This is a genomic window from Corynebacterium sp. HMSC062E11, assembly GCF_001811845.1.
GTDB classification, from domain to species: domain Bacteria; phylum Actinomycetota; class Actinomycetes; order Mycobacteriales; family Mycobacteriaceae; genus Corynebacterium; species Corynebacterium hesseae.
In genome coordinates, this window is the sequence record NZ_KV806793.1 from 54,326 (window position 1) to 73,954 (window position 19,629).

Here is a 19,629-nt window from a genome sequence, read left to right on the forward strand (position 1 = left end):
TCGAAAGGACACACATATGAATATGAAGCTCCGCAGGACCGCCCTCGCAGTGGTCACCGCCTCTGCCCTCATCCTGACCGGCTGCGCCTCCGATGGCGGCTCCGGCTCCGATGGATCAGGCAATTCCGCCTCCGGCGAGAAGCTCGACGTCAAGCTGGACGGCTCCTACAACCCCAAGGACCGCTCCGAGCTCAAGGAGGGTGGCGAGCTGCGCTTGGCTATCGACGAGATCTCCCAGCAGCAGAACACCTTCCAGGCCGACGCCACCTCATACACCCTGAGCCTGTGGAAGTACTACAACCCGCAAATTGGCCTCTTCGATGGCGCGGGTGAGTTCCACGTCAACAATGACTACATCACCGACGTCAAAGACGAAGAAAAGGACGGTAAGACCGTCGTCACCTTCACCATCCACGAGAAGGCGCAGTACAACGACGGCACCCCGATTGACTGGAAATCCTTTGAGAACACGTGGAAGTTCAACAACGGTGAGAACAAGGACGTCAACGTTAGCGCCACCGACGGCTACGAGCTCATCGAGTCCGTCAAGCCGGGTGAGAACGACAAGCAAGCCGTCATCACCTTTAAACAGGCCTATCCGTGGTGGCAGGGTCTGTTCAACGTCCTGCTCCCGCCACAGGTTGACTCCGCGGAGAAGTTCAACGAGGCCTACCTGGGCAAGGTCCACCCGGAGTGGGGTGCGGGCCCGTACAAGGTCGAGAGCGTCGACTTCAAGAACGGCAGCGCTACCTTCGTTCCAAACGAGAAGTGGTGGGGTGATAAGCCATTCCTAGACAAAGTGACCTACCGCCAGATGGAGGACCAGGCCTCCATCAACGCGTTCAAGGCCGGCGAAATTGACGCCACCGGCGTGGCCAACAAGGAACGCCTGGCGGCCGTCAAGGACATGCCAGACGTTGAAATTCGCACCGCCATGACCCCAGGCAAGAACCTGTACACGCTCAACTCCAAGAACGAGATCCTCTCTGATATCAAGGTGCGCGAAGCCATCATGACCGGCATCGACCGCGCCACGCTCTCCGGCATCCGCTTCAACGGACTCAACGGCTACACCGAGGACCTGCCAGGTTCCTTCAACCTCTACCAAACCCAGAAGGGCTACGAGGACAACGTCGGCGCAGTCATTTCTTTCGATCCAGAGAAGGCCAAGTCGCTCCTCGATGAGGCCGGCTGGAAGGAAGGCGGCGACGGCATCCGCGAGAAGGACGGCAAGAAGCTGTCCATGCGCTACACGCTGCTGGGAGATTCTTCCATCAGCAAGGCCATGGCCACCGCCACCCAGAAGATGATGAAGGATATCGGCGTGGACCTGAAGGTGGAGGAACGCCCAGTCTCTGACTTCTCCGAGATCACCTCCAAGTACGACTTCGATATTCTGCCTATGGGTTTCTCCTCCGGCGATCCCTTCGGTGTCGCTTACTTCGGCCAGACCTATCGCACCGGCTCCCAGCTCAACCGCTCCGGCACGGGCACACCAGAACTGGACAAGAAGATCGACGAGCTATCCCAGATCGCTGACCCAGACGAGCAGATCAAAAAATCCAATGAGCTGGAGAAAGAAGCCCTTGCCCAGTACGGCATCATTCCTATCTTCAACGGCCCGACCATGGTTGCGACCCACCCCGATATCGCAAACTTCGGCGCCAACTCCTTCGCCGTCATCGAGGTGGAGAACATCGGCTACACCAAGTAAGTAACGGCCGCCTAGCACCACCCAAGGCAGGAAAGAGGGCCTTCCCCAAGCGGGGAGGCCCTCTTTTATGTGCTGAGCTTAGTCTTAAGCGCTGTGCTTAGTTATTGCCCTTGTTGAGCTGGTTGCGCAACTGGTCAAAATAGTCGCGCGCGCTCTGCGGCTGGTTATTGCCCTGCGGCGGGGAAGGGAAGCTCGGAATCTGGCTAAAGCCCTGGCCCTGCTGCGGCGCGTTCTGCACCTGCTGCTGTGCTTGTTGCTGTGCGCGCTGCGCCTGCTCCATCATCTCAGCTTCGCGGCGGGCGCGCTCGTCGCGCTCACGGCGCTCCTGCTCCTCGCGGCGGCGACGTGCAGCACCGGAATCCTCGCGGCTGTGCTTGTTGTCGGACAGGGAAACCGACGGCTTCGGCGCTTCATTAATAGCGTTGGTGGACAGCAGTGCGTCGCGCATACCGCCGAAGAGATCCTGCATGCCACCCGGGTTAGACGGCATGTAGAGCACATTGGTGTGGGCGCGGTCGGCCACGTCTACCATGGCGTCGAGGTACTGGGAGACCAGCATGAGGGTCTCGGGGTTCTCTTGCACGCCGGCAGCACGCAGCAGCTCATACTGCTGAGCAATACCTTCGACGATCTCCTTACGCTGGTCAGCCACACCGCGGCCCTGCAGCTTCTTGGCCTCGGCCGCACCTTCGGCCTCCTTGACCACGCGGATCTTCTCGGCCTCTGCCTGGGCAACGGCTGCCTCGCGCTCACGCTGTGCGGCGTTAATGGAGTTCATGGACTCGCGCACGCGGGCATCCGGGCGGATATCGGTGACCAGGGTATTGACAAAGTTCCAGCCGTAGGCGGCCATGTTATCGCGCAGGGACATCGCCACGTTGCGGGCGATGGTGTCCTTGGAGGAGAAGGAATCATCCAAGTCCATGTTGGCAACCGAAGAACGGACATTGTCCTGAACATAAGCCACGATCTGCTGCTCGTGGTTAGACAGAGTGTAGAAGGCCTGACGCTCGCTGCCCTGAACTACCTCGTACTGCACAGCAACGGGGATCTGGACGAAGACGTTGTCCTTGGTCTTGGTTTCCACCATGACGTCGAGCTGACGGATCTGCAGGCTGATCTTGGCGCGCACGCGGTCGACATAAGGCACCTTGAAGTGCAAGCCCGCGTGAGCAACGTTCACGAACTTACCCATCCGCTCAATGATGGCGGCCTCCTTCGTCCGGACGATGTAGAAACCGTCGAAGGCGGTGGCAATAATAATTAGAAGAATCACGCCGATGACGATGAGTCCGCCCATAGGCTTATCCTTTCTGCTTCGGTTGGATTTTCCTAACCAGTTTGCCACACGGTGACCACCACCACATCTTGGGGGAGATTGCTCCCCGAACGTACTCGACGCCCGTTAACGCTCGTCAGCCGCCCGGAAGAGCTCGCCCAAAATCCCCGCGCCGTCTTCGCTAATACCGTTGTGCTGGAAGCGGTTGGTCACCACCGGGCGCAAATCGCGGTAGGTCTCCCCCGTGGCCAGGGAATCTTCGAAGGGCACGAAGATATCGTCAAGGTAGATGGCGGCGGAGGCGATAACGGGGGCGTCGGCAAGCGCGGCAGCATCGTACGGCGAACTTGCCCACTCGTGGACGGCGAGCTCCTCGGCGGCCTGCTTGAAGGGGCGCAGCGCCGGGTCCTCGTCGAACTGCCAAGGGAAAATGTGCTCGCCGGTCAGATAGGTGCCTTCCTCGGCGAACTCGGGGAATTCCTCGCGCACACGGTGCGCCGCCCAGCCTGTGACGGCCTGGCCGCCCACGCCACCGTAAATGGACTCATGGATGGCCGCGTAGAGAGGCCCAGCCTGGAAGCTCACGCGGCTACCGACGTTGTTGAGGAAGTCCGAACGCAAGCGCTTCTCGCCGTTCACGGTGCGGAAAGGCTCCTCCAGCAGGTAGCCCAGAGAATCGAATCCGGTACCGCGGCCCAGTTCGATGCCGATAGTGCGGAAGCGGCGCGAGGACAGGCGCTCCCCTGTCGGCAGCAGCTCTTCCGAGTTGTCCAGGTGGTGGATGAGCTCCTCGATGCGTGCTTGAGCCCACGGGAACTGGGCATAAAAGCGCTCGTGGCGGACCTTGAGCTTGGCAAAGGTCGTGCGGTAGAGAGCATCCGCGCCCTTGGTCAGGGTGGGCAGGCCGCCGGTGAGAAAGGCACGGCCGATGGAATCGGGGAACATCGAAACATAGGCGGTAATGATGAAGCCGCCGAAGGATTGGCCGTAGAGATCCCAGGAGTCCTCGCCGAGGTGCTCGCGCAGGCGCTCGGCATCGCGCACGATATTCTCCTGCCGCAGCTGTGCCAAGCGCTGCGCCGTGCGATCCTCAGCCGGGCTGAGCTCATCGATGCGGTGGCTGCGCCCGGTGCCGCGCTGGTCCATGAGGATCCAGCGGTAGCGCTCCAGGCCCTTGCCGATGAGCCCGGTGGCACCCGTCGGCCGCGGCGCCGGGAAACCCGGCCCGCCCTGGTTATAGAGCAGTGCCGGGTAATTCTCACCGCCGGGTGGGATGATTTCCCGGGCGTAGAGCTCGAACTCCCCCGCGGCTGGATTGTTATAGTCCCAGGGGACGGTGATGGTGTGTTCCTTGATGGTGTGGCCGAAGCGTTTCATGCTTCTAGTAGACCACGAAACCTTCCTTACGGAACACCTCGCGGATCTCCTCCACGTCTTCCGCCTTCGGCGGCTTTGTATCCTCCAGGGTGTACGGGTAGCCCAGCTCGTGCCACTTGTCCGCGCCCATGTTGTGGAAGGGCAGCACCTCGACGCGCTCGACGTTGTTCTTCCAGCGGGAGACAATTTTGGCCACGTTGGCGACGTTCTCGGGGTCGTCGGTAAGCCCCGGCACCACCACGAAGCGGATCCAGACCGGCTTGCCTATGGCGTTGAGGCGATCCCCAAAGTCGATCGTCGGCTGCAGCTCGCGGCGGGTGACCTTCTTATAGGTCTCCTCGTCACCGGACTTGACGTCCAAGAGCACCAGGTCGATGTTGTCCAAGTCCTCATCGCGCAGACGCGCGCCGAGGTAACCCGAGGTGTCGATCGTGGTGTGGATGCCTGCATCGTGGACTTCCTTGAGCAAGCGCCGAGCGAAGGCGATCTGGAAGAGCGGCTCACCGCCCGAGATGGTCAGGCCGCCCCCGGAGGCGTTGAAGATGGGCTTATAGCGCTTGATGCGCTTGACCACATCCTCGATGCGCTCCAACGTTCCGACCTTCATCTCCATGGTGTCGGGGTTGTGGCAATACTGGCAGCGCAACGGGCAACCCGACATGAACATGGTCATGCGGGTTCCAGGCCCATCCACGGCCGTCACCAGCTCCCAGGAGTGCACGAGCGCGACATCGCCAGAGCGGCGGGCCTGCATCAACTCCGGGCGGGTGTAGCCCTCGAGGTCATTGTCCGTTCCTAAACCGGCGGCGGCGCCGCGCACCTTCTCCCCTTCTTCAGGGTTGAGGTGCACGACGCCGGTAATGCCATCTGCCATTTAGGAGCCCTGGTGGAAGGTACGGGAGATGACGTCGAGCTGTTGCTCGCGGGTGAGCTTCACGAAGTTCACCGCGTAGCCGGAAACACGGACGGTGAGGTTCGGGTACTTCTCCGGGTGCTCAACGGCGTCCTCCAGGGTGGACTTGTCCAGGACGTTGATGTTGGCGTGGTAGAGGCCCGAGTTCATGTTGTTGGCGGTGCGGTTGGCCTTCATGGAAGCGAGGCGCTCGTCGAAAGTTTTGGTTGCCATGTTGTGTTCTCCTTGGGAAGTGGTGTGGATGTGGTCTATTCGGAATCCATGATGAAGCCGGCATCGAGGACGCCCACCAGGTTGGTGATGCGCTCCTCCGGGGTGCGGCCCAATCCGGACGGGGTGATGGTGTTGGTCAGCGAGATGCCGTCGAGTGCATCCTTGTAGTCCAGCTTGCCTACCGACAGCATGGAGGCAACCATGCCGTGGCTATCCGCGCCGTTCTCCGGGTTTGCGCCCGGCGCGAACGGGGTGCCCGCCTCGTGGCCGGACGGGAAGGCACCGGTGGCCTTGCCGTAGACAACGTTGGAGGTAATGGTCAGCACCGACTGGGTGGGGATGGCGTTGCGGTACATCGGGATGGCCTTAATCTTCTCCATCACGGTGTGAACGATGGTGGCGGCGATGTCATCGGCGCGGTCGTCATCGTTTCCGTAGAAGGGGAAGTCACCTTCCGTCTTGTAGTCCACGATGAGACCGGTCTCATCGCGCACCGGGTAGACCTTGGCGTACTTGATGGCGGAAAGCGAGTCAGCCACGATGGACAGGCCGGCGATACCGCAGCCCATGGAGCGCACGATATCGGAATCATGCAGCGCCATCTCGATGGCCTCGTAGGCGTACTTGTCGTGGCAGTAGTGGATGATGTTGAGGGCCTCAACGTAGGTGCCCACAACCCAGTCCAGCATCTCCTCGTACTTCTGCCAGACCTCGTCGAAGTCGAGCGGTCCATCGCCCTTGATGGGCTCGTAACCGTCGACGACCTGCTTGCCGCTGACTTCGTCGCGGCCGCCGTTGATGGCGTAGAGCAGGGCCTTCGCAGCGTTGACGCGGGCGCCGAAGAACTGCATTTGCTTGCCGACGGCCATCGGGGACACGCAGCACGCAATTGCGGCGTCGTCGCCCCACTGCTCACGAATCTGCTTATCGGACTCGTACTGGATGGAAGAGGTCTCAATCGAGATGTGGGCGCAGAATTCCTTGTAGCCCGCCGGCAGCTGCGGATCCCAGAAGATGGTGATGTTCGGCTCCGGGGACGGGCCTAGGTTGATCAGCGTCTGCAGCAGACGGAAGGAAGTCTTGGTCACCATGTGGCGGCCATCGTCGCCAAAGCCGGCATCGGACCAGGTTGCCCAGTACGGGTCACCGGAGAAGATCTGGTCATAGTCCTCGGTGCGCAGGAAGCGGACGATGCGCAGCTTGAGCACCAGCTGGTCAATAATCTCCTGGGCGTCTTCCTCGGTGATGATGCCTGCGGCAAGGTCACGCTCGAAGTAGCAGTCGAAGAATGCGGAGAGGCGGCCGATGGACATGGCGGCGCCGTCCTGAGACTTAATGGAGGCCAGGTAGCCAAAGTAGGTCCACTGCACTGCCTCGTGGGCGGTCTTCGCGGGCTTCGAGATATCGAAGCCATAGGACTCAGCCATGACCTTGAGCTTCTTCAGAGCCTTGATCTGCTCGGCGTGCTCCTCGCGGTAGCGCGCCCAGTGCTCGGAGAATCCGATATCACCGACTGCGTGCTTGGATGCCTCCTTCTCAGCGATGAGGTAATCCACGCCGTAGAGGGCCACGCGGCGGTAGTCACCAATGATGCGGCCGCGGCCATAGGCATCCGGCAGGCCGGTGATGATGTGAGAGGAACGCGCTGCGCGGATGCGCGGGGTGTAGATATCGAAGACCGCGTCATTGTGGGTCTTGCGGTAGCGGGTGAAGATCTTCTCTACGTCTGGGTCAACTTCCTTGCCGGCCTCAAAGATAGCCTGCTTGACCATGCGCCAGCCGCCGTTGGGCATCATGGCGCGCTTCAGCGGAGAATCCGTCTGCAGGCCCACGATGACGTTGTCGTCCTCACAGATGTAGCCGGCCGGGAAAGCATCGATATCGCTCGGGGTGTGGGTGTCCACGTCGAAGATGCGCTTCTGGCGCTCGATGGACAGGTAGTTCTCCTCCAGGTGATTCCACACATTCTTGGTCTTCTCGGTGGGTCCAGCAAGGAAGGAGGAATCCCCGTCATAAGGGGTGTAGTTGCGCTGGATAAAATCACGAACGTCAATGTTCTCAGTCCACGGGCCGGGCTCGAAGCCCTTCCATGCCTCGAACTGCACGGACTGTTCAGTTGCGGTGGTCACTATATTGACTCCCTTCGTAGTTCACACGACGCGTAATGCTTAGTCGCAGAAGGGCTTTAGGTGACTTCAATTCACGGGCAATTCGGTCAACCCGTCCGTCACCGAACCCCTCTCTGTAGCCCATAGTAGGGGTAAAGACGCACAAGCTCATATCGGCAATTGCTGGCCGCGCACCACCAAAGGAGCCAGTGTGAGCACTGCACAGGTCAGCTCCGTCATAGGTAACGGCCGTACGGTTGGATGCGGGGGTAAAGCACCCCCTGACGTGGCCTTTCCCACACTTTTTGGGGCGAGCTCTTGGTGCGTGTCCTTGCCGCGCTCTATTGTTATGCGCAGTATCCTCGTCTCGCTTTTTAGCAAGGAGCCTCCCCGCGTGTCCGACATCGCAACTGCCCCTCAGCCCACACACCCGGTCGACGCCGTCCCACCAGCCCCGAAGTTGGCAGCGCTCGGACTCCAGCACGTCCTCGCATTTTATGCTGGCGCGGTCATCGTACCGCTGCTTATCGCGGGCTCGCTGGGGTTGGATGAGGCCACAACGATCCACCTCATCAACGCCGACCTGTTGACCTGTGGTCTGGCGACGTTGATCCAAGCGGTGGGCGTCGGCAAGCACATCGGCGTTCGCCTGCCCATCATCCAGGGCGTGACCACCACGGCGGTCAGCCCCATCATTGCTATCGGACTCAGCGCAGGTGACCAGCCGCTGCCTACGATTTATGGTGCAATTATTGCCGCCGGTATCTTTACGTTTTTCGCCGCGCCGGTCTTTGGACGCGTGCTCAAATACTTCCCGCCGATTGTCACCGGTACCGTGCTCTTGGTCATGGGTACATCGTTGCTGGCGGTTTCTGCAAATGACTTTGTCAATTACGCCGACGGGGTTCCGGCCGCGCGCGATCTGCTGTATGGCTTCGGCACGCTGGCCATCATCATCGTGGTTCAGCGCTTCTTCCGTGGCTTCCTGGGGACGCTGTCGGTGCTGCTTGGTTTAATCATCGGCACCGCTTTGGCACTCGTGTTGGGTGATACGTCCTTCGACGGTGTGAGTGAGGCCGACGCCATCGGCATGACCACGCCTTTCTATTTCGGCATGCCGCGCTTCGACATCATGGCGATTCTCTCCCTCATCATCGTCATGATCATCACCATGGTGGAGACCACCGGCGATGTTTTCGCCACCGGTGAGATTGTAAAGAAGCGCATCAAGCGCGATGACGTTGTGCGCGCCATCCGCGCCGATGGCCTCTCCACCACCCTGGGCGGCGTGATGAACTCCTTCCCGTATACCTGCTTCGCGCAAAACGTCGGCTTGGTTCGCCTGACCGGTGTGAAATCGCGCTGGGTGGCAGCATCGGCAGCCGGTTTCATGATCATCCTGGGACTACTGCCCAAGGCCGCCGCCGTGGTGGCGGCTATCCCCTCCCCGGTACTCGGCGGTGCCTCGTTAGCGCTCTTCGCCAACGTTGCCTGGGCCGGCCTGCAGACCATTGCGAAAGAAGACATCACCGACGGCCGCAACGCCGCCATCGTTACCACCGCGCTGGGCTTGGCCATGCTGGTCACCTTCAAGCCGGACGTCGCCACCGCCTTCCCGGAGTGGGCGCAGATCTTTGTCTCCTCCGGAATGTCCATCGGCGCGATTACGGCGATTCTTCTCAATTTGCTGTTCTTCCACGTCGGTGCGCAGTCGGGTGATGATGTCAGCCGCCTCGACGGCGCCGGCGTCTCGCTTAAGGAGCTCAACGAGATGGAGCGCGACAGCTTCGTCAGCGCCCTGCGCCCGCTCTTTAACAACGAGACCTGGCCGCTTGAGGCCGCCTGGGAGCTGCGCCCCTTCCAAGACGTCAGCCAGCTGCGGGAAGCAATCCAGGTTGCGGTGCTCACCGCCCCGAGTGAGAAGCACCGCGCACTGATCCACGACTACCCGGCGATGGATGAGCTGCTGCTTGTCGACGCTGACTCGGCCGCCACCATCTCCGCCGACCGCGGTTCCCTGGCCTTGGATGACCTCGATGATGTACAGACGCAGCAGCTTATCGACGTTTCAACAGCCTACCGCGAGCGCTTCGACATGCCCTTTGTGGCATACCTAGACACTAACGACTCGGCCGACCGCGTCATCGATGCGGGCGTGCGCCGCTTGTCCAACTCGGATGAGCTGGAACAGCGCGTGGTCTTGAGCGAAATCATCGAGATTGCCAACGACCGCTTCGACATCCTCCTCGCGGACGCCAACCCAGTTCGGGCTTATTGGGACCGCAAGTTCACGGAGGTCGAGTGACCAGAAGTCACTCGACGTAGAAAAGGTTCATTCCACGTACAAGGCCACTCGACGTAAAAGAAGGTTCATTCCGCCTTCAAGGTCACTTGGCGGGCGAAGGTTTGTGGAACTCCATGGTGACCTGGGCTTCGGAGTCCACTCCGCGAATGATCCCTTCATAAAAGCTTCGGGCTTGGTCTTCTAAGAGCTCGCGGTTGTCGTTGATGTCCTTGCGCTTCTTATCGGCGCTGAGGACGTCCGACACTGTGGATGCGGCGTCGAGTGGCTGCGTGGTCCAGCTGAGAACTCCGTTGTTCTCCACGGCGGTCTTAAACTCCTCGTCCATGTGCCCGATGAAGATGAAGTCCGGAATGTGGACCGTGTAGGAATGCTCGCCGGTTTCGGTGACACTCACGTCCTTACCCTCAATACCAAGCTTGGCTTTGTAGGAATACTGCACAAACTGGGTGCGGTCGGTCCACGGAACCCTCACGCCAAATACCTGCCCGGCGGAGGACTTCTCCGTGAGTCCTTGGATACCGAGGCTAAGCAAGACGACTTGCTCCTCGCGCTCGACTGCGTTGATTACCTGCGAATTGGTTGACTCTACCGGCGCGGTGTACACCTCATGTGGTTGACGCACGGCATACACACCTAAGCCGGCACAGGCGAGTGAAAGAAGCACCACCAACGCGATGAGCGTGGTGCTGAGTTTGCGAGGAGACATGAGGCTTAGCCCTTCGTGCGTAGTAGAGATAGCTACGCTCCAGATTAGTCTCCGCAGATTTAGTACACGTCACCTGCAGTCACCGAGACGAGAGCCTGCTGCTCAGCGAAAGCAGCAAAAGCCATTAACAGGGTGTCGATATGCGTGCGCAGGTGACGATCCATGACCACCGAGCCCGACTTCCGAAGGCGCTCTTCGGCGACCCCGTTGACGTCGCCAAGCACCAGCACAACCTGGCCGGGAAGAATACCAGCGAATTCTGTGGCGTCGACAATCACGCCGTCGCACGCACGCGCTTCCGCTTCGCTACCGATCCACCGGACAGAGACTCCTTGCGGCGCATAAGCGGCGATGTCATCAGCGAGCCGTTTGCTCATCATAAGCCCAAAGGTTATGGTCTTGCGCATTTCAATCATCTTCCTTAATCGTGCATGACGTGGCTTTTTACCTTGACAAGCTACAGATTAAAGATTGAAGCGTTCACCGACCATAGTCATTTCATGCCGATACAATCAAGCCCATGGACAAGGAAGAACGCCAGCGCAGAATCATTTGGGCCGTTGACTCAGGAAGCAAAACGGTCAGCCAATTACAAGAACTCACCGGAGCTTCCGCTATTACCATCCGCCGCGACCTCACGGCGCTGGAAGAAGTAGGGGCCCTCGAACGATTTCACGGAGGAGCGCGCCCCGCGGTTCGAAGGGGCGCCCGCTATCCCCTGGAGGTACGCCGAAAAGAGGATCCCGCCGGCAAACGGGCGATTGCTACGGAGGCTGCCCGCCTCGTTGAACCAGGCTCCTGCGTGCTCGTTGACTCAGGGACAACACCAACTGCCGTTGCCCGCAATCTCGCCGGCATGGACATCACAGCACTAGCGATGTCCCTGTACGCGGGCGCAGCATTAGCCAAGACGCCGGGCAGTGACGTCATCATTCCCGGCGGAACCGTCAACAGCGACGATCTTGCGGTGTACGGGGCGGAAGCGGTTGAAACAGTCCTGTCTATGCGCTTCGACCTCGCGATTGTCGGAATCTGCGCGTGTACTCCGTCGGTAGGCCTTATGTCCCCGAACCTCACCGAGGCGACCATTAAGCGGGCCTATTTCCAAGCCGCCCGACGAGTCATCGTTGTCACCACACCAGAGAAATTCACGCGCATGTCAGCCCACCGCGTGGCCACATTTGATCAAGTAGACACGGTCATCACAACGACTGACCTATCCCAGGATCTAGCCGAGGATGTGGTCGATGCCGGCACCAACCTCACGATGGTGCCGGTGGAAGGCGCCTAAAGCTGGAACTTTTCGACGATTTCAGTGCGACGCTTGTGCTCCATCCAGAAGGACAGGAACGGGACAACACCGGCAAGCGCCGTGGTGAACAACTTGCTCACCGGCCACATGACGCGCGGCCCAAGAACCAGGATGGAGACGAGGTAGACCATATAGGCCACGCCGTGGGCTTGGGCAATGAGCGTGGCCCACGACGGCATTTCCATGCCTACGCCGTACTGCAGGATCATGCGCACAACCAAAATAAGAAGGAAGATACCGGTAACCGTGGCGGCGATGGAAAAGAACTTCAGCGGACCACGAATGCGGGCCTGGCGGTCTGGGTGGACGGCGTTGCTCATTGATTCTCCTCTTCGGTGCCGCGACGGCGGCGCTGTTTGTTCATGGCGTTGAAGGTTTCCACATCAACCTGCGGCCGAGGTGGCAGGAAATCCTCGTCGATCTTGGTCACGGCTTGTTCCTTGGTTGACCTCACGCTCTTTGCTTCATACTGAGCTGGTTCTTCTCCCCGCTCGAGGGCTTCGTTCTCTGCATCGATACGCTCATTCTCGTAGCGCATAGCGGTGCGGTATGCGTAGACCACGAACACCGCGAAGAGCGGCCACTGGAAGGCGTATCCCAGATTTTGGAAGGTTCCCGAGCCAGAGCGGAACCGAGTCCACTGCCAATAGGCAAGGAACAAAAAGAGCACGACAAAGAACACGATGAGGACGATGTGCCACCATCGAACCTTCATCCGCTTTTTCGGTGCTGGGTTGGTGCTCACCCACAACAGCCTACCCACCACGCCGTGAAAAGTGGATTTCCTTCCGCGGCCTGCTGCCCTGTAGGCTAGTGGACGTTGCGCAGAGAAGGTAGTACTCCGCAGCAACAAAACCAGCGCCCGTGGCGGAATTGGCAGACGCGCTAGATTTAGGTTCTAGTGTCTTATGACGTGTGAGTTCAAGTCTCACCGGGCGCACAATTTCAAACCCCGCTCGGCAAATTTCGAGCGGGGCTTTTGTTATTCCCAGTTCCGCGCGCTTAGGCTTGCCCGGCGAGGGCCGCCAAAGGTTCGCGCAGCTGCGCCAGTGCGCGGCCACGGTGCGACACCGCGTTCTTTTCCTCCGGGGACATCTCCGCGGCGGAACGGGATTCGCCCTCGGGCTGGAAGAGGGGATCGTAGCCGAAGCCATTCTCGCCCTGCGGCGCAGTGAGCAAGGAGCCTGGCCACCGGCCCTCCACCACGTGCTCCTGGCCATCCGGGGTCACCAGGGCGCAGACCGACACGAATGCCGCCGCGCGACGCTCCGCGGGCACGTGGGACATCTGCCCCAACAGCAAACGATTATTCGCTTCATCGTCGCCGTGTCCGCCCGACCACCGGGCCGAGAGCACACCAGGCATGCCGTTGAGTTCTTCCACCGCGAGGCCGGAATCATCTGCAATCGTTGCCAAGCCGGTGTGCTGCACCCCGGCGCGCGCCTTAATCAACGCGTTGTCGGCAAAGGTGCGGCCGTCCTCCACGGGCTCCGGGTAAGCCTCCACCGCGGAAAGCGGGAGCAGCTCGATGCCCGCGATGCCGGCGTCGGCGAGGATCTTCTCTAGTTCCTTGAGCTTCTTGGCATTATTCGAAGCGACGAGGAGCTTTACCATCCGAGGGCCGCCTTTTGAGCGTCGATAAGCTGGGCGCAACCAGCCTGCGCCACGTCCAACATGTCATTGAGCTCCGCGCGGCCAAACAGGCCGTGCTCGCCGGTGCCCTGAATCTCGACGAAGTCTCCGCCTTCCTGCATCACCACGTTGAGATCGACCTCCGCGCGGGAGTCCTCTTCATAAGGCAGGTCCAAGCACACCTGGCCATCGATGATGCCAACGGAGACCGCAGCGATGGGATCCAGCAGGGGCTCGCCCGGGACGACGCCTTCCTCCTTGAGGTAAGCAATCGCATCAGCCAGCGCCACATACGCGCCGGTAATCGACGCCGTGCGGGTACCGCCGTCTGCCTGCAGCACGTCGCAATCCAGCTGGATGGTGTTCTCCCCCAGCTCAGACAGGTCCACCGCTGCGCGCAGGCTGCGGCCCACCAGACGGGAAATCTCGTGGGTACGGCCCTTGACCTTGCCCTTCATCGACTCGCGCGGCATGCGCTCGTGGGTTGCAGAAGGCAGCATGGCGTACTCAGCAGTCAGCCAGCCCTCGCCGGAATCCTTCTTAAAACGCGGCACCCCGAATTCCACGGAAGCCGTACACATGACTCGGGTGTTGCCGAACTCCACCAGCACCGACCCAGCCGGGTTGGTGGTGAAATTACGGGTAATGCGAACGCTACGGAGTTGGTCGAGCGCGCGACCATCAGCACGAGTGAAATCAGTCATGCCCACTACCCTACCGCGCGTGTTAAAAGTCGAGCTCCATCCCAGCGGCGCCGACGACGATCTCTCCGTCGAACTCGCGGGCAGCGGCGGCATATGTTGCGGCGACATCGCCCCACGGCTGTAGGTGAACAAGCACGAGCTTCTTTACCCCTGCCTCACGCGCTAGGCGCCCAGCTTCTGCTCCCGACATGTGCATGTCTGGAGCCTTATCCTCCGAAGTCTCGCCCCATGCAGCCTCGCAGAGGAAAGCATCCACGCCTTGGGCAGCCTCAACGAGCGCGGGCGTATAAGCAGAATCCGCCGAATAACACACAGTTGCGCCAGTCTTCGTGTGCTCGACCCGCAGGGCATACGTTTCTACCGGGTGCACGGTACGGAAAGGCGTGATGTAGACATCGTCGACAAGCTGGCGCTCACGGTCCACCCACGGACTAAACGCAAAGGAATCACTCATATCATCCACCCCATCCGGGGCATCCGATGACAACCGACCCAAGTGGGTTTCAGTCGCCGCCGGGCCGAGACAAAAATTGCGGGAAGCTGCCGGGGCCGTGGGGTGGAAACGGCGCCAGACCATCAGCGACGGGAAGTCTAGGCAGTGGTCAGCGTGGAGATGCGTTAATGCCACGTGGGCATCGCAAGGATCCTGGAGTTCCTGCAGGCGAGCAAGCGTACCCGGGCCGAGGTCCATGATGATGGACGGAGCCGAGGGGAATGACAGGAGGTAGCCAGAGGCCGGATTACCCACAGTGGGCACCGACCCGGAACAGCCTAGGATGGTCAGCTTCATGCGTTCAATAGTTCCACGAAACAATGGGGGATGCGAGATTTGGCTCGATTGTACATCTTTGCCGGTGCTAAATCTTGGGTCCCAGGAATCGCGTAGCCAAACGCTCGAACGCCGCGTGGTCACCAGTGCACTCAAAACTGCGGGTTGGCACTTGCCCCGCCGGGGCAAGCATGTCCGTCTTGGTGAGGATGCGCAAAACGTCCTTCGTGGTCTCCTCGGCGGAAGACACCAAGGTGACGTTGTCACCGATAGCGAGCTGGATGACGCCTGTGAGCAGTGGGTAGTGCGTGCAGCCGAGGACGAGTGTGTCGACCCCTGCCGATTGCAGCGGAGCGAGGTAGCCTTCCGCCACACCGAGGATCTGGCGCCCAGCGGTAATGCCGCGCTCGACAAAGTTCACAAAGTCCGGGCAAGCAACTGCCTCGCACTCGACGTTCGGGTTGACCGCAAAAAGATCTTGATAAGCACCTGAATTAATGGTGCCCTCCGTGCCGATCACGCCGATCTTGCCGTTGCGGGTGGTGGCAATGGCACGGCGCACGGCCGGGCGAATCACCTCGACGACCGGAATGTCGTAGCGCTCGCGGGCATCGTGGAGGAAGGCTGCGGTGGCGGTGTTGCACGCAATCACCAGCATCTTGCAGCCACGCTCCACGAGTTCATCAGCAATCGCGGTGGACAGCTCACGGACTTGGGCAATGGGCCGTGGACCATAAGGGGCGTGGGCGGTATCGCCGATGTAGACGATGGATTCGTCGGGAAGCTGCTCAATGATTGTGCGCGCTACGGTGAGTCCGCCTACGCCTGAATCAAAAATCCCAATGGGAGGGGTTGCATCAGGCATTAGTTCATCACTCCTCGAGGCGCAGGCTTAACCTTTCTCATCGGGTCATCAGAGGTGATCACCATGCCCGCGACGATGCCGCCAATGGCACCGAAAAGGTGGCCCTGCCAGCTCACTCCCTCATAGATGGGCAGCACGCCCCAGATCAGGCCGGAGTAGGCAAAACCAAGGCCTAAGCCAACGAGGAACTGGCTCAACGAGCGGTTAAAGATACCCCGCACGATAAGGTATGCCAACCAGCCATACACCACGCCCGAGGCTCCAATATGCGAGGTTCCCGGCCCGCCCAGCAGCCACGTGCCAACACCAGCGATGAGTACCACGATGATGGTGACCTCCCACCACGCCTTACGCCCGGATAGGCCAATCAGGAAACAAAACACCGCACCTGGCAGCGAGTTACCGATGAGGTGCTCAAAGTTTGCGTGGAGCAGCGGCGCGGTGAAGATCCCCCAGATACCGTTGAAATCCAACGGGTGAATGCCGTACTGCCCCAGCTCGCTTCCAAAGAACAGGAAGTTGATGATGTGGATGATCCACTCGACGGCCAGGAAGCCCACCGTTAAAGACGCAGCCGTTTTTAAACGTCCGGTCCGGGTGTAGTTCTTCGAGTCCCCCTTGTTGAGTATGGGTTGGTGCCCCGTTCCCGGTCCTGCCGGGCGGGGTTGGAAAGGGTTGGGCTCATGCGATTGCTGCTGGCCAAAGGGTCCACTCGTGGTCATAATGCCTCCAACTTTAGCAAGCGTGAGGCAAGGACTACGTCTCCAATCCCGGCCTGCGCTTCTGCTAGTCCATGATGACGTTGAGCAACGAATCCTGGCAGAAGGCCAGCCATTCCACGAGCGCATCGCGGTCTGCCCCGGGGGTATCCTGCGGCACGTCCCCCGCAGCGATGTAGAGGCGCAGGTCATTGAGGCCGGCGAGGAAAGCATGTGCCTCTTCCTCACTGATAGCCACCTCTACCCCGCCGGTAGGGCCAAGGGCGGTGTTAATCACCTGGAGATTCTCCAGCTTGGCGCGCGCGATGTCATTCTCGTGCAGCGAGCGCAGCAGCGAATTATCACCATCGAACTCTTCGTCCCCTGGCTTCTGGAAGTCTGGAAAGAGACGGGCCAGTGACGGATCCTCCGGTGCTTCGGTGTGGCCAGTGGGCATGTCGAGCATGTCCGCCAATTCATCCTTCGGCGCTGACTGCGCGCGGGCGATGATGGCCTCGGAGACCGTCGCGGTGAGATCACCGAGGACTTCACGCTCCATGGGCTCGAATACGGTGGTGTACTTCGCACCACGCATGAAGGACTTTTTCTTCTTCCACGTCTGCATACTCTTATCCTGCCTGCTGCATCGTGGCCCACAGGCCGGCGACCTGTAGTTTCTTCACGTCAGCTTCAACCTTGTCGCGTTCACCCGAGGACACCGCCGCCTTACCTTCGGTATGGACTTGCATCATCAGCTCGTTAGCTCGCTTCTTGTCATAACCCAAAACAGTCTGGAACACGTAGGAAACGTAGCTCATTAGGTTGACTGGGTCATCCCAGACAATGCACATCCACGGCAGGTTTTCGCTCGTGGCGACGTCGACGTCAATCGCCTCATCCAGCTCCGGGGTGGCCATGGGCGAACTCATCACCACGACTGCGGACGTTTCGTTGTGCGCTTTCATGTTCTCTACACTAGCCAAATTTTTTCATCTCGCGAACAGTTATACTGTCTTCGACCTTTAACCTGATTGTCGTTTGCAGGTGGCATCGATGAATTCTTTCTCCCTTCCCCCAGCCGTTACTGACATTCTCGCGGGACGCCAACCCTCAAGAGAGGACCTTGTGCCTCTCGTGCAGCGCATCATCACCGTATTGGTCCTCGGTGGCACGCTCGTGACCGCCGTGCTCAGCTTGACCAACCCCTCCGATAACGGCAGCTCACAGGATTCTGAGCCTCCCGCGCCGGCGACGTGCGATTACGAGCTTCCCGACGTCCCCGTCCAACGCCAGCTCGCCACCATCCAAGATGAGCTCATAGAGGCGCTCAACACGTGGCGCAAGGAGGATGGTCTAGCCCCGCTGGTGCCCTGGATCGACCGCCAAACCGCTGCCCGCGAAAAGGCAGAATGCAACGCGGTAACACACGAGGAAAGGCCATCTGAAGAAAACGTGCAGATGGTCCAGCACCACCTTCCTTTGGACACGGCGAGTGGATATGAGTTTGTCGAAGCCTTCAGAGCTTCCCCCTCCCACGTGGCCGCCTTGCGCGATCCCCGCATGACCACCGCTGCGGTGGGCACGGCTTACAGCGACGGCGAAGTCTACGTTGTCATTCAGCTCGAAGCATAGAACTGCTGATTTTTCGGTACGCGCTGAGTAGCATCTTCGATGTGACTACTACCTCAGACAACGTCCAGGATTCTGGGCTCGGGCCCAGCGATCGTTCTACGGCCCTGCTTACCGATAAGTATGAGCTGACCATGCTGCAGGCTGCGCTGCGCGATGGCTCCGCACACCGCCAGGTGGCCTGCGAAGTGTTTGCCCGCCGCCTCCCCAACGAGCGGCGCTACGGTGTTGTCGCCGGCACCGAGCGTGTCCTTCGCGCAGTCCGAGACTTCCGCTTCACCGCTCAGCAGCTGGCGGAAATGGATTTCCTCGATGCAGAGACCAAGGAGTACCTGGCTAATTACCGTTTCTCCGGGCACATCGATGGCTATCGCGAAGGCGAGCTGTACTTCCCCAACTCGCCGCTGCTGACCGTGCGCGGAACCTTTGGCGAATGCCTGATCCTGGAAACCGTGATCCTGTCCATCATGAATTCCGATTCCGCCGTGGCCTCTGCGGCCTCACGCATGGTGGTGGCTGCGGATGGCCGCCCCATCATCGAGATGGGCTCGCGCCGCACGCACGAGTATGCCGCCGTCACCGCCGCCCGCGCCGCCTACTTGGCCGGTTTCCAGGCCACCTCCAACCTGGAGGCTGGCTACCGCTACGACATCCCGGTCTCCGGTACCGCGGCGCATGCATGGACGCTCGCGCACGTCAACGAAGACGGATCCCCGAACGAGGAGGCGGCCTTCCGCGGGCAGATCGAAACCCTCGGCGTGGGCACCACCCTGTTGGTGGATACCTACGACATCACCAAGGGCGTGGAAACCGCCGTGCGGGTGGCCGGCCCCGAGCTGGGCGGCGTTCGCATCGACTCCGGCGATTTGGCCGCTGTCACCCGCCGTGTGCGCAAACAGCTCGATGACTTGGGCAACCACAACACGAAGATCGTTGTCTCTTCCGACCTGGACGAGTTCGCCATCGCTGGCCTGCGCGGAGATCCCGTCGACGTCTACGGCGTCGGTACCTCGGTGGTCACCGGCTCTGGCGCCCCAACCGCCAGCATGGTGTACAAGGTCGTCGAGGTTGATGGCCATCCCGTGGCCAAGCGTTCCTCCTCGAAGAAGTCGCAGGGCGGGGCAAAGCGCTCCCTGCGCACCTACCGCTCCTCCGGGGTGGCCGTCGAGGAGCTCGTGCTCCCCTTCTCCGCCGAAGACCCAGACACCGGGACGCTGAGCACCCGCGACATGACGGTGCCGCTCATGCGCGACGGAGAGATCCTGGACAATCTGCCCACCCTCCACGAAGCCCGCGAGTACCTAGCCCAAGCCATCACCACTCTGCCGTGGGAAGGTTTAGCTCTGACCCGCGACGAACCTGCAGTGCCGACCCGCTTCATCGGGTTCGGCTCATAGGATGCGTG

The 19,629-nt window shown here is 60.5% G+C and carries 21 protein-coding genes and 1 tRNA gene; 6 read left to right on the forward strand and 16 right to left on the reverse strand.

What is annotated here, in order from left to right:
- The first annotated feature begins 16 nt into the window (after positions 1 to 16).
- Complete coding sequence (locus tag HMPREF2822_RS06095) at positions 17 to 1,714, forward strand: ABC transporter family substrate-binding protein (RefSeq protein ID WP_070522360.1); 1,698 nt, start codon at positions 17 to 19, stop codon at positions 1,712 to 1,714.
- Positions 1,715 to 1,811: 97 nt separating this feature from the next.
- Here HMPREF2822_RS06095 and HMPREF2822_RS06100 read toward each other — a convergent pair whose 3' ends face one another.
- The 5 genes from HMPREF2822_RS06100 to pflB all read right to left on the reverse strand — a co-directional run bounded on the left by HMPREF2822_RS06100 (position 1,812) and on the right by pflB (position 7,625).
- Positions 1,812 to 3,014: an SPFH domain-containing protein gene (locus HMPREF2822_RS06100; protein ID WP_070522362.1), complete on the reverse strand. Its 1,203-nt coding sequence runs from the start codon at positions 3,012 to 3,014 to the stop codon at positions 1,812 to 1,814.
- Between the two features lie 105 nt (positions 3,015 to 3,119).
- Positions 3,120 to 4,370 carry an alpha/beta fold hydrolase gene (locus tag HMPREF2822_RS06105; RefSeq protein ID WP_070522365.1) on the reverse strand — a complete coding sequence of 417 codons (1,251 nt, stop codon included), beginning with the start codon at positions 4,368 to 4,370 and terminating at the stop codon, positions 3,120 to 3,122.
- 4 nt (positions 4,371 to 4,374) lie between these two features.
- Positions 4,375 to 5,244, reverse strand: a complete 870-nt coding sequence (gene pflA, locus HMPREF2822_RS06110; RefSeq protein ID WP_070522368.1) for a pyruvate formate-lyase-activating protein — start codon at positions 5,242 to 5,244, stop codon at positions 4,375 to 4,377.
- Positions 5,245 to 5,496 (reverse strand): autonomous glycyl radical cofactor GrcA2, encoded by a 252-nt coding sequence (gene grcA2, locus HMPREF2822_RS06115; protein ID WP_070509749.1) that lies wholly within the window; start codon positions 5,494 to 5,496, stop codon positions 5,245 to 5,247.
- Positions 5,497 to 5,531: 35 nt separating this feature from the next.
- A complete protein-coding gene (gene pflB / locus HMPREF2822_RS06120) occupies positions 5,532 to 7,625 on the reverse strand; it encodes a formate C-acetyltransferase (RefSeq protein ID WP_070522371.1) in 2,094 nt (697 codons plus the stop codon).
- A 373-nt stretch (positions 7,626 to 7,998) separates the two neighbouring features.
- Here pflB and HMPREF2822_RS06125 point away from each other — a divergent pair, with 373 nt between their 5' ends.
- Positions 7,999 to 9,909 (forward strand): solute carrier family 23 protein, encoded by a 1,911-nt coding sequence (locus tag HMPREF2822_RS06125; RefSeq protein WP_070522375.1) that lies wholly within the window; start codon positions 7,999 to 8,001, stop codon positions 9,907 to 9,909.
- An 82-nt stretch (positions 9,910 to 9,991) separates the two neighbouring features.
- Here the strand turns inward: HMPREF2822_RS06125 and HMPREF2822_RS06130 are convergent, their stop codons facing one another.
- Together HMPREF2822_RS06130 and HMPREF2822_RS06135 are read right to left on the reverse strand one after the other, a co-directional pair.
- Positions 9,992 to 10,615: a hypothetical protein gene (locus tag HMPREF2822_RS06130; RefSeq protein WP_070522377.1), complete on the reverse strand. Its 624-nt coding sequence runs from the start codon at positions 10,613 to 10,615 to the stop codon at positions 9,992 to 9,994.
- Between the two features lie 59 nt (positions 10,616 to 10,674).
- Positions 10,675 to 11,022, reverse strand: coding sequence for a hypothetical protein (locus HMPREF2822_RS06135; protein ID WP_232755607.1), 348 nt, complete (start codon positions 11,020 to 11,022; stop codon positions 10,675 to 10,677).
- Between the two features lie 113 nt (positions 11,023 to 11,135).
- On the opposite strand from HMPREF2822_RS06135, the gene HMPREF2822_RS06140 reads away from it, so the two are divergent.
- Positions 11,136 to 11,906 carry a DeoR/GlpR family DNA-binding transcription regulator gene (locus HMPREF2822_RS06140; RefSeq protein WP_070522383.1) on the forward strand — a complete coding sequence of 257 codons (771 nt, stop codon included), beginning with the start codon at positions 11,136 to 11,138 and terminating at the stop codon, positions 11,904 to 11,906.
- Here the strand turns inward: HMPREF2822_RS06140 and HMPREF2822_RS06145 are convergent.
- Positions 11,903 to 12,247 (reverse strand): DUF3817 domain-containing protein, encoded by a 345-nt coding sequence (locus HMPREF2822_RS06145; RefSeq protein ID WP_070522386.1) that lies wholly within the window; start codon positions 12,245 to 12,247, stop codon positions 11,903 to 11,905. The two genes, HMPREF2822_RS06140 and HMPREF2822_RS06145, sit on opposite strands and share 4 nt — an antisense overlap.
- Positions 12,244 to 12,642 (reverse strand): SURF1 family protein, encoded by a 399-nt coding sequence (locus HMPREF2822_RS06150; RefSeq protein WP_070522389.1) that lies wholly within the window; start codon positions 12,640 to 12,642, stop codon positions 12,244 to 12,246. The genes HMPREF2822_RS06145 and HMPREF2822_RS06150 overlap by 4 nt, the downstream gene beginning before the upstream one ends.
- 143 nt (positions 12,643 to 12,785) lie before the next feature.
- Here HMPREF2822_RS06150 and HMPREF2822_RS06155 point away from each other — a divergent pair.
- Positions 12,786 to 12,867, forward strand: a tRNA-Leu gene (locus HMPREF2822_RS06155).
- Between the two features lie 62 nt (positions 12,868 to 12,929).
- Here the strand turns inward: HMPREF2822_RS06155 and rdgB are convergent.
- The 7 genes from rdgB to clpS all read right to left on the reverse strand — a co-directional run bounded on the left by rdgB (position 12,930) and on the right by clpS (position 17,560).
- A complete protein-coding gene (rdgB, locus tag HMPREF2822_RS06160) occupies positions 12,930 to 13,541 on the reverse strand; it encodes an RdgB/HAM1 family non-canonical purine NTP pyrophosphatase (protein ID WP_070516103.1) in 612 nt (203 codons plus the stop codon).
- On the reverse strand, positions 13,535 to 14,263 hold the full coding sequence (gene rph, locus HMPREF2822_RS06165; protein WP_070522391.1) for a ribonuclease PH: 729 nt from the start codon (positions 14,261 to 14,263) through the stop codon (positions 13,535 to 13,537). The genes rdgB and rph overlap by 7 nt, the downstream gene beginning before the upstream one ends.
- A gap of 22 nt (positions 14,264 to 14,285) precedes the next feature.
- Positions 14,286 to 15,053 carry an MBL fold metallo-hydrolase gene (locus tag HMPREF2822_RS06170; protein WP_070522394.1) on the reverse strand — a complete coding sequence of 256 codons (768 nt, stop codon included), beginning with the start codon at positions 15,051 to 15,053 and terminating at the stop codon, positions 14,286 to 14,288.
- A 67-nt stretch (positions 15,054 to 15,120) separates the two neighbouring features.
- Positions 15,121 to 15,897: a glutamate racemase gene (murI, locus tag HMPREF2822_RS06175; protein WP_070522397.1), complete on the reverse strand. Its 777-nt coding sequence runs from the start codon at positions 15,895 to 15,897 to the stop codon at positions 15,121 to 15,123.
- Entirely contained in the window at positions 15,897 to 16,619 is a 723-nt protein-coding gene (locus tag HMPREF2822_RS06180; protein ID WP_070522400.1) for a rhomboid family intramembrane serine protease, read from the reverse strand. Before HMPREF2822_RS06180 ends, murI begins: the two co-directional genes overlap by 1 nt.
- Positions 16,620 to 16,683: 64 nt before the next feature.
- Complete coding sequence (locus HMPREF2822_RS06185; protein ID WP_070522403.1) at positions 16,684 to 17,220, reverse strand: DUF2017 domain-containing protein; 537 nt, start codon at positions 17,218 to 17,220, stop codon at positions 16,684 to 16,686.
- Positions 17,221 to 17,224: 4 nt separating this feature from the next.
- Entirely contained in the window at positions 17,225 to 17,560 is a 336-nt protein-coding gene (gene clpS, locus HMPREF2822_RS06190) for an ATP-dependent Clp protease adapter ClpS (protein ID WP_070522406.1), read from the reverse strand.
- Between the two features lie 88 nt (positions 17,561 to 17,648).
- On the opposite strand from clpS, the gene HMPREF2822_RS06195 reads away from it, so the two are divergent.
- Positions 17,649 to 18,227, forward strand: a complete 579-nt coding sequence (locus HMPREF2822_RS06195; RefSeq protein WP_070522408.1) for a CAP domain-containing protein — start codon at positions 17,649 to 17,651, stop codon at positions 18,225 to 18,227.
- A gap of 41 nt (positions 18,228 to 18,268) precedes the next feature.
- Entirely contained in the window at positions 18,269 to 19,621 is a 1,353-nt protein-coding gene (locus HMPREF2822_RS06200) for a nicotinate phosphoribosyltransferase (protein WP_070522411.1), read from the forward strand.
- Positions 19,622 to 19,629 lie beyond the last annotated feature (8 nt).